Origin of the sequence: Nocardia sp. NPDC051833, from assembly GCF_040681225.1 — a bacterium.
Classification (GTDB): domain Bacteria; phylum Actinomycetota; class Actinomycetes; order Mycobacteriales; family Mycobacteriaceae; genus Nocardia.
The window spans coordinates 2,551,556-2,565,383 of the sequence record NZ_JBFAYK010000001.1 but is presented as its reverse complement, the minus strand read 5'-3'; the positions used below and the strand labels follow the sequence as shown (position 1 = coordinate 2,565,383).

Genomic DNA, 13,828 nt, shown 5'->3' with positions numbered 1-13,828 from the left:
CGTCCTCGTCGTCGAACTCGGTGTCCTCGTCGGCGCCCGCCTCGGCGACCCGCTCGAGGTCCTTCTCGACCCGCCGCGTCGTGCCCTGCGCGACCGCGCACAGGATCGGCTCCTCGCCCTCGGTCTCGGCGTAGACGTCGCAGTGGGTGACCGCCTGGCGACGGGTGGCGCCGAGCACGGTGGCGTGCACCCGCAGCCGTTCGCCCAGGGCGGGGCGCAGGTAGGTGATGGTGAAGCCGCCGGTCAGCACGTTGGGTCCGAGGACGGTGCCCGCGGCGAAGGTGAGCGCGTTGTCGGCCGCGTAGGCCAGCACGCCACCGTGCACGAAACCGAACTGCTGCCCGTGCTCGGGCTGGATCTCGATCACCAGTGTGGCCGCGCCGTCCCCGAATTCCGTGAGTTCGGTGCCGACGAGTCGGGCGAACGGTTGCGCGGCGAGTACCTGGCGGGCCAGGTCGAGGTCGAGGGTGGTGGCTTCGGTCGGCATCGGGTGTTCCGTTCTTCGAGCTCGGTCGTGACATCGGTTGGCGCGCTACGGATATTGCCATCCGAAGGTGAGTGACGAGTACGCCAGTGCCGCACCGCCGGGTGCGAAGGTTGCGCCGTTTTGTCGGTACCGTGCGGTAATACTTCAACCGTGCCCCAGTGGCTGCTGCATGTCGATCTCGACCAGTTCCAGGCGGCGGTGGAATTCCGGCGTCGTCCTGAGCTGCGCGGACAGCCGGTCATCGTCGGTGGCGAGGGCGATCCCGCGCAGCCGCGCAAGGTCGTCACCTGCGCGTCCTATCCGGCCAGGGCCTTCGGCGTGCGCGCGGGCATGCCGTTGAAGATGGCGCAGCGCAAGTGTCCGGAGGGTGTCTTCCTGCCGGTCGACATGGCCGCCTACGAGGTCGCCTCCGACGAGATCATGGCGACCCTGGGCCGGGTCGCCGGCGCCGTCGAGATCTGGGGCATGGACGAGGCCTTCGTCGCCACCGACGACGATCCGTGGCGCTTGGCCGCCGAGATCCGGCGCGCGATCACCGCGCTCGGCCTGACCTGCTCGGTCGGCATCGGCGACAACAAGCTCACCGCGAAACTGGCCACCGGGTTCGCCAAGTCGACCGGCAAGACCTCCGCCGAGCCCGAGCACGATCCTGGCGCCGCGGCCGGGGTGTTCCAGCTGACCGCCGCGAACTGGGCCGAGCTGATGGGCCACCGCCCCACCGACGCGCTGTGGGGCGTCGGCGCCCGGATCGCCAAGCGCATGGCCGACCTCGGCATCGTCACCGTCGCCGACCTGATGACCGCCGACCGGCAGCGCCTGGCCGCCGAGTTCGGCCCGAACACCGGCCCCTACCTGTGGGTCCTCGGACACGGCAAGGGCGACACCGAGCTCTCGACCACCCCGCGCATCCCGGTGGGCCGCAGCAAGTCCGAGACCTTCCCGCACGATCTCACCGACCCCGACGAGATCCGCCGCGAAGTGGCCCGCCTGGCCACCGAGGTCGCCGAGGAGATGATCGAGCACCACCGCATCAGCACCCGCGTCGCGGTCACCGTCCGCACCAAGACCTTCTACACCCGCAGCAAGCAGCAGAAACTCCCCCAGCCGACCTCCGACATCGCCACCATCGTCCACACGGCCCTGGCCATCATCGACCGCTTCGACCTCGACCGCCCCGTCCGCCTGCTGGGCGTTCGCCTCGAACTCCTGCCGCCCGAGCCGGACCGTTGATCGTATGCTCGAACCCATGGATTACTCCGCGATGGTGGCCCGTGAATCCGACGGTGGGATCGTGCTCGCTCGTGAGCAGGTCGGGGAGGATTTCCTCGGCGAAGGCGAGGTGACGATCAAGGTCCATTACTCGAGCGCCAACTACAAGGATCTGCTGGCGATCACCCCGCGCGGCGGCGTGGTGCGCAACTATCCGATCGTGCCCGGCATCGACCTCACCGGCGAGGTGGTCGCGTCCGAGTCCGACGATTTCGCCCCGGGCGACCAGGTGATCGCGCACGGCTACGAGATCGGCGTCTCCCGCAACGGTGGCTTCGCCGAGTACGCGCGCGTGCCCGCCGAGTGGGTGGTGCGCCTGGACGGCCTGGACACCCGCGACGCCGCCACCATCGGCACCGCGGGCTTCACCGCGGCGATGAGCGTGCAGGCCCTGCTCGACAACGGCCTGACCCCCGACGACGGCGCGGTCCTGGTCACCGGCGCGACCGGCGGTGTCGGCACCGTCGCCATCGACATCCTGTCCGGCCTCGGCTTCGAGATCATCGCCTCCACCGGCAAGACCGACGCGGGCGACCTGCTCGCCGAGCTCGGCGCCAACGAGGTCATCGGCCGCCTCCCGCTCGACCCGGACGCCAAGCCGCGCCCGCTCAACAAGGCGCAGTGGGCCTCGGCGGTGGACAGCGTCGGCGGTGCTTCGCTGGCGCACGTCCTGAGCTCCATCGGCTACGGCGGCGCCGTCGCGGCCAGCGGCCTCACCGGTGGCGCCGAACTGCCCGCCACCGTGCTGCCGTTCATCCTGCGCGGGGTCAGCCTGCTCGGCATCGACTCGGTCTTCCTGCCCATCGAGAAGCGGCGCGCGCTGTGGACCGCGCTCGGCAAGGAACTGCGGCCACAGCATCTCTCGACGATCGAGTCGTTCGCCCCGATCACCGAGGTCGGCGCGGTGCTGCAGTCGATCAAGGACGGCACCCACTCCGGTCGCTCGGTGATCGGCGTCGCGGGCGAGTTCTGATCGGTGCCCGCCGCGCGGCCTACTTCGCCGGGAACGACGCGGGGAACAGCTCGTCGGCGGGTCTGCGCAGGTAGTCGCGCTCGGAGTACGCCTCGCGCATCCGATCGAACAGGACCTGCGCGCGGCGGGTCATCGCCGTCAGATCGATACCGGGAATCACCCCGTCTCGCAGGGTGATCCGCCCGGCCACCATGGCGAAGTCCGCCGCGCGCCCGGTGCTGTTCATGCACAGGGTGCGGATCGGATCGTCGAGCACGCCGTCGCGCGGATCGTCGAGCCGGAAGGCGACCAGGTCGGCGGTCGCCCCGACCGCGAGCCTGCCCAGGTCGGGGCGCCGGAGCGCGTCCGCGCCGCCGAGGGTGGCCGCGGTCAGGTAGTCGGCGTAGGTCGCGCCGTCGAGCCGGTGGGTGAGCAGTTTGGCGATGGTGACGCCGATGTCGATGCCGCGCACCAGATCCGGCGGGAACGAATCGGTGCCGAGGGCGATCCGCACGCCCGCCGCGCGGTACCGGTCGAAGGTGTCCAGGGCCGCCGCGTGCCGGGCCGAGGTGAGCGGACAGTGCACGATCGCGGCTCCCGACGCGGCCAGCGTGGCCAGATCGTCGTCGGTATCCGCGTCGACCCGGGGGTGTGCGTCCAGGTAGATACCGTGCGGGATAAGCAGATTCGGCCCGAGCAGACCGGTCAGCGCCAGCACATCCAGCGGTGGTGCGGCGAAACGCTCCACGATGAACTCGCGCTCGAGCAACCCTTGGAGCGCGTGCAGGCGGACCAGGACGCCGGTCGCCGACGCGAGTTCGGCTGTGCGCCGCATCAGCTCCTCGGTCAGCGACTCGATCCGGCACGGGAGCAGCGTGCCGTGCACGAGATCGGATCCGCGCTCGGCCGCCCAGTCGAGAAAACGTGCCGCACCGTCGAATCCGTCGCGGCCGAGTCGCTCGTTCCAGTAGATGGAGCGGGTGCCGTCCGCGTCAACGACATTGACCCCGGAGCGATACGCGGGCCCCAGGTACACCCGCAGGCCGAGCCGCTGCGCCGCCTCCGCCATCGCGACGGCATCGTCGAAGGTCTCGGCCCAGTCGCTGTGCACCTCCGAGGCGATGGGCATCGCCGTCGTGACTCCGTGCAGCAACAATTGGACGAAGCTGTACTCGCGGATGAACGCCCGCTCCTCGGCATCGAACACGGCCCGCCGTCGATGCGTTGCGTAGTCACGTGACCATTGCAGGCCGAGGCCCAGCTCACGCGACTGCCACGAATCCAGAATCGTGTGGTCGATATCGGCGAGCGCGTCGAGATCGATGAGACCGGGCAGCAACAGTGCGTTCCCGAGCTCGATCACCTCGTCGGCCGACGCCGCCCCGCGCGGGCCGACGGCCACGATGCGCGAATCCTCCACCACTACTTCGGCATCGGTCAGCAGCACGTGCCCGTCCGCCGAGCCGGCAGCCGAATCCGCTTCCGCCGCTGCGGCACAGATGCGCGACCTGCGCCCGCCCGCCGACCGGGCGTCCGGTTGCCCGTCGGCAGCATCGGTGGTTTCGGGCGAATAGGCCAGCACATGCCGTGCCCGGATATTGCGTCGCATCGTCAGCTCCCTGCTCCGCCGAAACGGCCGGGGATCTCGAAACCCTCGATCGCGGTATCGACCGTGACCACGGCGCCCCGGTGGATGACGGTCCGCGCGGCGGGCCGGTCCATCACGGCCGCGGTCGGGCTCACCGCGTCGACCAGGAAGAACTCCGCCGGATCACCGACGGCGAAACCGGGATGCGGGTCGCGCAGATCGAGTGGACGCAGACTTCGATCGAGCACGCTCGCCCCGCCCCAGGTCGCCACGGCCAGCGCGTGTTCCACATGCTGGTCCGAGCCGTACCCGTTGACGAACGCGAGTTGCCACGCGCGGTCGAGCATGTCGCCGTTGCCGTACGGCGACCAATAGTCCCGCTGTCCGTCCATCCCGACACCGACCCGCACCCCGGCGGCGGCCAGCTCGAGCAGCGGCAGCGCCCAGCCCTGCGCGCCCGCCGCGTGCGTGAGGGCGATGTCGAACTCCGCCAGCCGCTCGATCGCCGCGGGCACCCCGGGCAGGCCGCTCGCCAGACACCGCGCGTGCGAGACGGTCACCCGCCCGGTCATCCCGAGTGCCCGCACCCGCTCGCTGATCAGCGACAACGTGAACAGCCCGAGCTCGCCTGCCTCGTGCAGATGGATATCGATCCCGGCCTGATGCTTCTCGGCCAGCCCGAACACCGCGTCGAGATGACGCACCGGATCGCGGTCGAGTTCGCACGGGTCCATCCCGCCGACCAGGTCGGCCCCGGCCGACAGCGCCGCGTCCATGAGGTCGACGACACCGGGTTCGAGCAGAATGCCGACCTGCGGGAACGCCACGATCTCCACATCGCAGACCGCGGCGTAGCGTTCCCGCGCCGCGAGCTCGCCCTCGAGCTTCGCGAGCCCGGTGTCGGCGTCGACCTGCGCGTGACTGCGAATCCTGGTGGCGCCGTTGGCGACCGCGACGGCGAGGGTGAACGAGGCCCGATCGGTCACCGAGCGCTCGGCCGTTCGCCAATGCTCCCGGTCGTTCATGATCCGGCCCCAGCGGCCCGGTGCCCCGGTCTGCGCGCGGAACGGCAGACCGAGGCGACTGGAATCCAGGTGCAGATGCACGTCGGACAGGGCGGGCAGGACGAGCCTGCCCGCGCCGTCGACCCGCTCCGCCGCTGTCGTCGTCGTTCCGGTGGCGGCCACCGCGGCGACCACCCCGTCCTCGACGAGCACGTCCACCGGGTCGCCGCCCCACGGGCGCACGTCGGTGAGCAGCAGCGAATCTCCCATGGACTCAGTCCTTTCCGAAGGTCGCGGCGTCGACGGTGATCATCCCGTCCGCCCTCGGCTTCCACCGCAGCGCGGGATCGACGGCATAGCTGGCGTCGGGTGTGTACAGGCCGATCAGCAGCGCCTTCGTGTCGTTGAGGGTGAACAGCTCGCGGTACACGTCGATTCTGGCCTGCCCGGCGACGGTCCGGGTCTTGGCGACCAGCGCCTGGGTCTCCGGCAGCATCGCGTAGTCGTTCCACTGCCCGCCGAACATCGAGGCGATGGGCGCGTCACCGTCCATGGTGGACGGCGCGTAGGTGTTGAGATAGATCCCGGTGGCGGACTTCTTGGTGTAGATCATCTGCGACAGGCTGCTCTGATCGGTGCCCTGCAGGGTGATGGTGATGCCGACCTCGGCCAGGTTGGCCTGGATCGCCTGCGCGATCTCCGAACTCAGCGGGATGCGCCCGTTCGTCGCGTACTGGAACGGGATCGGCGCGCCGTGGTATCCCGCCGCCGCCAGCAGCTGCTTGGCCTTGGCGGTATCCCGCACCGGCGCAGGGTATTTCGGGTCGAACCCGCCGACGTTCTCGGCGACCAGCTGGTTGTCGACCGTCGCGCGGCCCGCCAGCAGGGTCTTCACGATGCCCTCGCGATCGATCGACAGCGCGATCGCCTCGCGGACCCGCTGGTCGGCCAGCGGACCCGCCGTGGCGTTCATGCCGAGGAAGGTGACGCCGTTGGAGACCCGCGACTCGATGTGCACGCTCTTGGCACCGTCGACGGCCGACACCTGATTCGGCGCGATCAGCGCGATGTCGAGGCTGCCGGACTGCACGCCGTTGAGCCGGGCGTCGGCGTCGGCCACCGTCTTGAAGGTGACCGCCTCGAGCGCCGCCTTCTCGCCCCAGTAGTCCGGATTGCGCTTGACGGCGTATTCGACGCCGCGCGTGTAGTGATCGAAGACGAACGGCCCGGAACCGACCGGCGCGGCCGCGAACCCGGCCGAACCCAGTGCGGTGTAGACGGATTCGGGCACGATCGAGACGCCGGTGGTGATCGTCGGCCACGCGGAGAACGGGGCATTGAGACTGAACACCACGGTGTTGCCGGGACCGACGGCGGCGGAGGTGAACATCTCCATGTAGGTGGCCGGATCGCCGGTCGGGGTGGCCTTGATCTTGTTGTAGGTGAACGCGACGTCGGAGGCTTTCAGTGGTTCACCGTTGTGGAACTTCACGTCGTCGCGGATCGTGAACGTCCACTGGGTGAAGTCGGCGTTGTGCTCCCACGCGGTCGCCAGCTTCGGCCCGATCACCCCTTCGCTGTCGAACCGGGCGAGCTGGTCGAAGGTCGCGAAGTAGTAGTTGTAGCCGGCCAGCGAGCCGTCGCTGATCGGATCGGGGACGTCCGTCGGTTCGGTCACCGCGCCGACGACCAGCGTCTTCGCCGACGCGGTATCGGTGCCCGCCGGTGCGCAGGCGCTGAGGGTGAAGGTGGTGAACGCGAGGACGGCGAGCCCCGTCGCCATACCGCGGGTGATCGGTTTCATCGGTTTCCTTTCGACGGGCGTGCCAGCGGGCGCAGGCAGGCCACGACATGGTCGGTGCGGCCCTGTGGTTCGAGTTCCGGTACGTGCGAGGCGCATTCGGGCGTCGCCAGGGGGCAGCGGGTGCGGAAGGTGCAGCCGCTCGGTGGGTTTGCGGCATCGGGGAGTTCGCCGCGCACCAGCGTCGCGGTGTCGCGGCGGCGCCGGTGCGGGTCGGGCACGGGGGCCGAGGCGATCAGGGCCCGCGTGTACGGGTGCCCCGGGCCGGTGAACACGTCTTCGGTCGGGCCGATCTCGACGAGCTTGCCCAGGTGCATCACCGCGATCCGATCGGACAGGTGGCGCACCACCGAAAGATCGTGGGCTATGAACAGATACGACAGGCCGAGCTGTTCCTGCAGGTCCTGCAGCAGATTGATCACCTGGGCCTGCACCGAGGCGTCCAGCGCGGAGACGGGTTCGTCGAGGACGAGCACCTCCGGTCCCGGGGCGAGCGCCCTGGCGATGCCGAGCCGCTGCCGCTGCCCGCCGGAGAACTCGGCGGGCTTGCGCGCCAGCGCGTCCCGGCCCAAGCCCACCTGGTCGAGCAGTTCCACCACGCGCTCCTCGCGGTACCCGCCCGCGATCCGCAGCGGCTCGGCGACGATGTCGTGCGCGGTCATCCGGGGATCGAGGGAGGAGTACGGGTCCTGGAACACCAGCTGCACCCGGTTGCGCAGCGCGCGCCTGGCCTGCGGGCGCAGGGTCGCCAGGTCGTGGCCGAGGACGCGGATCGAGCCCGCGCTCGGGGTGTTGATGCCGAAGAGCGTGCGGACCAGCGTCGACTTGCCGCCCCCGGATTCGCCGACCAGGCCGAAGGTCTCGCCGCGGCGCACCGCGAAACTCACGCCGTCGAGGGCGCGGAGCCTGCGCTTGCCGAGGAGCCCGCGCCTGCTGGTGAAGCTCACCTCCAGCCCGTCGACGCGGATCACGTCCTCGGGCTCGTCGATCGTCGTCATGCGGAGAGGTCCTGTTCGATCGATACGGACTCGACCGCAGGCGGACAGGCCACCGCGCGGCCGGTGGCCAGCGGCACGAGAACCGGTGCCGTGGTGTCGCATTCGCCGGTCTTCCCGGCGAACTCGCAGCGTGGGGCGAAGCCGCATCCGGCCGGACGTCGCGTCGGCGACGGCGGCGAGCCGGGAATGGCATAGGCACGCGCGCTGCCGGACTGCCCGAGCAGACTGCGTTGGAGTCCGCGGGTGTACGGGTGGGTGGCGTCGTCGAAGATCTGCCAGACGGTGCCGGACTCGACGACCCGGCCCGCGTACATGATCGCCACCCGATCGGCGTACTGGGCGACCAGCCCGAGATCGTGGGTGATCAGCACCATCGCCGCGCCGCTGCGGGCACGGGCCTGCGCCAGCACCTCCATGAGCTGGGCCTGGATGGTCACATCGAGGGCGGTCGTCGGCTCGTCGGCGATGAGCACCGCCGGATCGTTGGCCATGGCCATGGCGATCACCGCGCGCTGGCGCATGCCACCCGACCACTGGTGCGGGTAGGCCTTCGCCCGCTCGGCCGGCTGCGGAATGCCGACGGCGGCGAGCAGTTCGACGACCCGCCGCTTGCGCGTCGTGGCGTCGAGCCGCTGGTGGACCGCGAGCGCGCGACCGATCTGGGTGCCGACCCGGCGGACCGGATTGAGCGTGGTCATCGGGTCCTGGAAGACCATGCCGAGCTCGGCGCCGCGCAGCCGCCGCAGCGTCTCGTCGTCGGCGCCGACGAGCTCGGCGCCGCGGAAACGCACACTGCCGGCGAAGATCTCCAGCGGTGCTGGCAGCAGGCCGAGCACGGCGAGCATGGTCACCGACTTGCCGGACCCGGATTCGCCGACGAGACACAGCACTTCGCCCTCGGCCAGGGCCAGGCTCACCGAATCGACGAGCACGACCCGCTCCCCCGTGGCCGTCGTGTAGCCCACGGTGAGATCGGTGATCTCCAACAGCGCGCTCATGCCGCAACCTCCTTCACGAGAGCGCCGCGACGGCCGCGCGGAGCCCGCCTGACCCGGCGCAGCCCCTGCCCCTCGTCGGTGAATCGCCTGCTGGCCAGCAGGGTTCCGCCGATCACGAGCAGCAGGGCGACGGCGGGCACGATCGTCAGATACGGGGCCTGGCGCAGGTACTTCTGCCCGTCGGTGATCATCAGGCCCCAGCTCGGCGTCGGCGGCTGCACGCCGAGGCCGAGATAGTCGAACGACGAGATCATGATCAGCACGTTCCCGAGGTCGGCGGTGGCCAGGATCAGCACCGGCGCGGTGACATGCCCGAGGACGTGCTTGCGCATCACCCAGCCCGACCGCGCGCCGAGCAGCTTGGGCGCGATCACGAAGTCCCGGCCGGACAGCCCGAGCGCCACCGACCGCGCCACCCTGGCGTAGCCGACCCAGAAGGTGACGCCGAGGATCGTGGCCATCAGCGCGGTACTCGGGCCGCGAATGGCCGACACGGCCATGATCACCAGCGTCATCGGCACCGCGAGCTGCACGTCGGCGATGCCCATCAGCACGTTGTCGGTGACGCCGCGGAAGTAGCCCGACACCGTGCCGATCGCCATCCCGATCAGCGCGTTGACCACCACGATCACCAGGACCAGCCCGAGCGTGATCCGCCCGGCCAGCGCCAGCCTGCTCGCCAGATCGCGGCCGAGCGAATCGGTGCCGAGCGGGTAGTGCCCGTCGGTGAACGGCCGCACGAACGCCGACGCGAGTTGCTGCGCGTACGGGTCGTAGCCGGGGAACAGCGGATAGAGCAGGGAGAACAGGACGACGGCCAGGATCATCGTGCCGCCGGCGAGTGTGGCGAAGTGACGGGGACGGCTCACCGGACCCTCGCCCTCGGATCGATGACGCCGTAGAGGACGTCGATGCCGAAATTGACGAGCACGAAGATCGTCGCGATCACCACCAGCCCGGACTGGACCACCGGGAAGTCCCGGTTGAACACCGCGTCGAGCATCAACTGACCCAAACCCGGCCAGGCGAAGACGTTTTCGACGATGACCAAACCACCGAGCAAGGTGCCCAACGTGATTCCCGAGATGGTGAGCACCGGCAGCAGCGCGTTGGGCAGCACATCGCACAGCAGCACCGACGACCGGCGCTCGCCGCGCGCGTAGGCGGTGCGCACGTAGTCCTGCGCGCTCTCCGACACCAGGGAGTTGTCCAGCAGCCGCGAGTAGACGACGAACTGCGCCGTCGCGATGGTCACCGCGGGCATGACGATCGCCAGCGGATCGGCACCCGCCAGCGACGGCAACCAGCCCAGCGTCACCGAGAACACCAGGACCAGCAGCAATCCGAACAGGAAGTCCGGCACCGCGAGCCGGGCCGCGCCGATCCCGAGCGCGACCCCGCGCAGCGACCAGCGACCACTGAGATGAACGGCGAGCACTACGGCGAAGGCCAGCGCAAGGCCGATCGCGAAGCCGGCGACACCCAATTGCAGGGACGCGGGCAGGCGCTGCAGGACCAGCGACATCGACGAAGTACCGGTCTGCTGGTAGGAGTCGCCGAAATCGCCGGTCAGGATGCCGGTGAGGTAGTCGAGGAACTGGGTCAGCGGTGGCTTGTCGAAGCCGAGTTCGTGGTTCAGCGCCGCGATGTCGGCCTCGCTCGCGGTCTCGGGCAGCAGCGACGCGGCGGGACTTCCGGTCAGCCTGCCGAGCAGGAACGCCAGCGAGATGACGGCGAAAACGGTGATCACCGCCTGCGCGAAGCGGCGGAGGAGATAGACGGCCAACTCGCATCCTCTCTGTGGCCGATGATGAATCGGTATACAGAATTGGATTCGGGTGTATCCCGCTCGTGTTCCGCACGTTTCGGTCCGGTGAATGATGGGGCTGGTCGAAAAGATATATATTTCGTGGTCAGTAGGTGTTTTTCAGTCATTGCCCGCACGCGGATACGGCGGCGGAATGGCGTGCGCCGGTGCGTGACCAGACGAAATAACAGTCGACCAAAGATATATTCGTAGACTAACTCCGTGGCCCGAGACCAACGTCGCCCGGCGGAAGCCGTCGACGACACCTCCCAGACCCGGCGGATCTACGACGAACTTCGGCGCAACATCATCACCGGGGTATACCGGGAAGGCGAGAAGTTACCGGAGGCCCGCGTCGCCGCCATGCTCGGCACCTCGCGGCTGCCGGTGCGTGAGGCGCTGGCGCTGCTCGAATTCGACGGCATCGTCAGCGCGCTGCCCCGGCGCAGCGCGGTCGTCCGCTCCTGGGATCGCGCGGCCGTCGAGGAACTGTTCGACGTGCGGATCGGGCTGGAACCGCTCGGCGCCCGGCTCGCGGCCGCCCGCATCCGGCAGGGGCACGACAGCGCCCCGCTGCGGGCCGCGCTGCGAGAAGCCCAGGTGGCCACCGACTCTCGTGATCCGCTGCGGATCGCCGAGACCAACGCGAAACTGCACGGCGCGATCGTCGAACTGTCCGGCAACAGTCTGCTCACCCAGCTGATGCGCACCATCCTGGCCCGGATGGCCTGGCTGTTCTTCCTCACCGCCGACCGCGACACCGAGGAGCAGCGCGACGAGCATCGCCATCTCATCGAGGCGATCTCCTCCGGTGACGAGCGGCTGGCCGAGTACGCGATGCTCAGCCACACCGAGGCGGGCCGGACACCGACGCTGGCCATCGTCACCGCGCTGCGGCACGCCGACCCCGCCTGAGGGCGGGGCCGGCGTGCGCGCTGGTCAGGCCGCGGTGGTGACGGCGACCGGGTCCTCGGCGAACTGGGTCCGGTAGAGCTCGGCGTAGCGGCCGTCGGCGTTGAGCAGGTCGGCGTGCGTCCCGCGCTCGACGATCCGGCCCTGCTCGAGCACCACGATCTGGTCGGCGGAGCGGATCGTGGAGAGCCGGTGCGCGATCACCAGGGCGGTCCGGCCCTGCAGCGCCTCGGTGAGCGCTTCCTGCACCGCCGCTTCGGAGGTGGAGTCCAGCGAGGCGGTGGCCTCGTCGAGGATCACCACGCGGGGCTGCTTGAGCAGCAGCCGCGCGATGGTCAGGCGCTGCCGTTCACCGCCGGAGAGCCGGTAGCCGCGCTCGCCGACGACGGTGTCGAGGCCGTCGGTGAGCGAGTCGACCAGCTCGCCGAGGCGGGCCCGGCGCAGCGCGTCCCACAGTTCGTCCTCGGTGGCCTCCGGCCGCGCCAGCAGCAGGTTGGCGCGGATCGTGTCGTGGAACAGGTGGCCGTCCTGGGTGACCAGGCCGACCGTGCGCTGGATCGACTCGGTGGTCAGCTCCCGCACGTCGGTGCCGTTGAGCCGGACCGCGCCGGAGTCGACGTCGTAGAGGCGCGAAACCAGCTGGGCGATGGTCGATTTGCCCGCGCCCGAGGAGCCGACCAGGGCGATCAGCTGACCGGGCTCGGCGCGCAGCGACACCTCGTGCAGCACCTCGACCCCGCCCCTGGTGTCCAGGGTCGCCACGTCCTCCAGTGAGGCCAGCGACACCTTGTCGGCCGAGGGGTAGCCGAAGTTCACCCCGTCCAGCTCCACCGCGACCGGACCGTCCGCGACCGGGGCCGCGCCGGGCGCGTCCTCGATCAGCGGCTTCAGGTCCAGCACCTCGAAGACGCGCTCGAAGCTCACCAGCGCCGACATGATCTCCAAGCGCGCGCTGGCCAGCGCGGTGAGCGGGGTGTAGAGGCGGGTCAGCAGCAGCGACAGGGCGACGACCGAACCGGCGTCGAGGCTGCCCCGCAGCGCGTACCAGCCGCCGAGGCCGTAGACCAGGGCCAAGGCCAGCGCGGAGACCAGGGTGAGCGAGGTGACGAAGGTGGTCTGCAGCATGGCGGTGCGCACGCCGATGTCGCGGACCCGGGTGGCGCGCACGGCGAACTCCGTGGACTCCTGCTTCGGCCTGCCGAACAGCTTCACCAGGGTGGCGCCCGGCGCGGAGAAACGCTCGGTCATCTGGGTGCTCATGGCCGCGTTGAGCTGGGCGGCCTCGCGCTGCATGGCGGCCAGGCGGTTACCGGCCCGGCGCGCCGGGATCACGAACACGGGCAGCAGCACGAGCGCGAGCAGGGTGATCTGCCAGGAGATGCTGAGCATGACCGCCAGCGTCAGCGCCAGCGTGACCAGGTTGGTGACCACGCCCGACAGGGTGTCGCTGAACGCGCGCTGCGCGCCGATCACATCGCTGTTGAGCCTGCTCACCAGCGCGCCGGTCCTGGTGCGGGTGAAGAACGCGACCGGCATCTTCTGCACGTGGTCGAACACGGCGGTGCGCAGGTCCAGGATCAGGCCCTCGCCGATCCGGGCGGACAGCCACCGGATGACGATGCCGAGCCCGGCGTCGAGCACCGCCAGGCCCGCGATGACGAGGGCGAGCAGGACCACCGTGCGCGGCGCCGAGCCGCCGACGATGTCGTTGACGACGCGACCGGCGAGCACCGGCGTCGCCACGCCGAGCACCGCGGCCACGATGCTGAGCAGCAGGAACGCCGAGATCCGGCGCCAGTGCGCCTCGGCGAAACGCAGAATGCGCCGCGCGGTGGACAGGCTGAACGGCCGCTCCTCCTCGGGCGCGTTCATCCGCCGGTACATCTGGCTGTAGGCCACCGATTCGATACTCACTGCCGTACTCCTCTTCGCTCCCCGCCCATCGAACTCCTGCCCACCGACACTAAAACCTCAACAAAGGTTGATCGCAAATACTTTCCTGGGGCCGCCCG

General features: G+C 69.9%; 11 protein-coding genes and 1 pseudogene. 3 read left to right on the top strand and 9 right to left on the bottom strand.

Annotated elements, in window-relative coordinates; genetic code table 11:
• Positions 1–79 precede the first annotated feature (79 nt).
• A pseudogene (locus tag AB0L91_RS11610) lies at positions 80–487 on the bottom strand (PaaI family thioesterase); the annotation flags it as partial.
• A 150-nt stretch (positions 488–637) separates the two neighbouring features.
• Between AB0L91_RS11610 and AB0L91_RS11605 the strand changes: the two are divergent.
• Positions 638–1,717 (top strand): DNA polymerase IV, encoded by a 1,080-nt coding sequence (locus AB0L91_RS11605; protein ID WP_365009230.1) that lies wholly within the window; start codon positions 638–640, stop codon positions 1,715–1,717.
• Positions 1,718–1,733: 16 nt separating this feature from the next.
• Positions 1,734–2,729, top strand: coding sequence for an oxidoreductase (locus tag AB0L91_RS11600; RefSeq protein ID WP_365009227.1), 996 nt, complete (start codon positions 1,734–1,736; stop codon positions 2,727–2,729).
• A 19-nt stretch (positions 2,730–2,748) separates the two neighbouring features.
• Here the strand turns inward: AB0L91_RS11600 and AB0L91_RS11595 are convergent, their stop codons facing one another.
• The 7 genes from AB0L91_RS11595 to AB0L91_RS11565 are packed head-to-tail and all read right to left on the bottom strand — an operon-like array spanning position 2,749 to position 10,883.
• The gene (locus tag AB0L91_RS11595) at positions 2,749–4,317 is read right to left on the bottom strand and encodes a chlorohydrolase family protein (protein WP_365009225.1); all 1,569 of its coding nucleotides are present in this window, start codon (positions 4,315–4,317) and stop codon (positions 2,749–2,751) included.
• A gap of 2 nt (positions 4,318–4,319) precedes the next feature.
• A complete protein-coding gene (locus tag AB0L91_RS11590; RefSeq protein ID WP_365009223.1) occupies positions 4,320–5,570 on the bottom strand; it encodes an amidohydrolase family protein in 1,251 nt (416 codons plus the stop codon).
• Positions 5,571–5,574: 4 nt separating this feature from the next.
• A complete protein-coding gene (locus AB0L91_RS11585) occupies positions 5,575–7,104 on the bottom strand; it encodes an ABC transporter substrate-binding protein (protein ID WP_365009222.1) in 1,530 nt (509 codons plus the stop codon).
• Positions 7,101–8,099: an oligopeptide/dipeptide ABC transporter ATP-binding protein gene (locus AB0L91_RS11580; protein ID WP_357341957.1), complete on the bottom strand. Its 999-nt coding sequence runs from the start codon at positions 8,097–8,099 to the stop codon at positions 7,101–7,103. The genes AB0L91_RS11585 and AB0L91_RS11580 overlap by 4 nt, the downstream gene beginning before the upstream one ends.
• Complete coding sequence (locus AB0L91_RS11575; protein ID WP_365009218.1) at positions 8,096–9,097, bottom strand: ABC transporter ATP-binding protein; 1,002 nt, start codon at positions 9,095–9,097, stop codon at positions 8,096–8,098. Before AB0L91_RS11575 ends, AB0L91_RS11580 begins: the two co-directional genes overlap by 4 nt.
• A complete protein-coding gene (locus AB0L91_RS11570) occupies positions 9,094–9,966 on the bottom strand; it encodes an ABC transporter permease (protein WP_365009215.1) in 873 nt (290 codons plus the stop codon). Before AB0L91_RS11570 ends, AB0L91_RS11575 begins: the two co-directional genes overlap by 4 nt.
• Positions 9,963–10,883 carry an ABC transporter permease gene (locus AB0L91_RS11565; protein ID WP_365009212.1) on the bottom strand — a complete coding sequence of 307 codons (921 nt, stop codon included), beginning with the start codon at positions 10,881–10,883 and terminating at the stop codon, positions 9,963–9,965. Before AB0L91_RS11565 ends, AB0L91_RS11570 begins: the two co-directional genes overlap by 4 nt.
• 243 nt (positions 10,884–11,126) lie before the next feature.
• Between AB0L91_RS11565 and AB0L91_RS11560 the strand changes: the two genes are divergently transcribed.
• On the top strand, positions 11,127–11,819 hold the full coding sequence (locus AB0L91_RS11560) for a GntR family transcriptional regulator (RefSeq protein WP_218718368.1): 693 nt from the start codon (positions 11,127–11,129) through the stop codon (positions 11,817–11,819).
• 24 nt (positions 11,820–11,843) lie between these two features.
• On the opposite strand, the gene AB0L91_RS11555 is transcribed toward AB0L91_RS11560, so the two are convergent.
• The gene (locus tag AB0L91_RS11555; RefSeq protein ID WP_365009209.1) at positions 11,844–13,730 is read right to left on the bottom strand and encodes an ABC transporter ATP-binding protein; all 1,887 of its coding nucleotides are present in this window, start codon (positions 13,728–13,730) and stop codon (positions 11,844–11,846) included.
• Positions 13,731–13,828: the final 98 nt, after the last annotated feature.

Coding starts and splice junctions, on each gene's coding strand:
- AB0L91_RS11585 (WP_365009222.1), bottom strand. CDS start 7,104: ATGAAACCGATCACCCGCGGTATGGCGACGGGGCTCGCCGTCCTCGCG.
- AB0L91_RS11580 (WP_357341957.1), bottom strand. CDS start 8,099: ATGACGACGATCGACGAGCCCGAGGACGTGATCCGCGTCGACGGGCTG.
- AB0L91_RS11575 (WP_365009218.1), bottom strand. CDS start 9,097: ATGAGCGCGCTGTTGGAGATCACCGATCTCACCGTGGGCTACACGACG.
- AB0L91_RS11590 (WP_365009223.1), bottom strand. CDS start 5,570: ATGGGAGATTCGCTGCTGCTCACCGACGTGCGCCCGTGGGGCGGCGAC.
- AB0L91_RS11600 (WP_365009227.1), top strand. CDS start 1,734: ATGGATTACTCCGCGATGGTGGCCCGTGAATCCGACGGTGGGATCGTG.
- AB0L91_RS11595 (WP_365009225.1), bottom strand. CDS start 4,317: ATGCGACGCAATATCCGGGCACGGCATGTGCTGGCCTATTCGCCCGAA.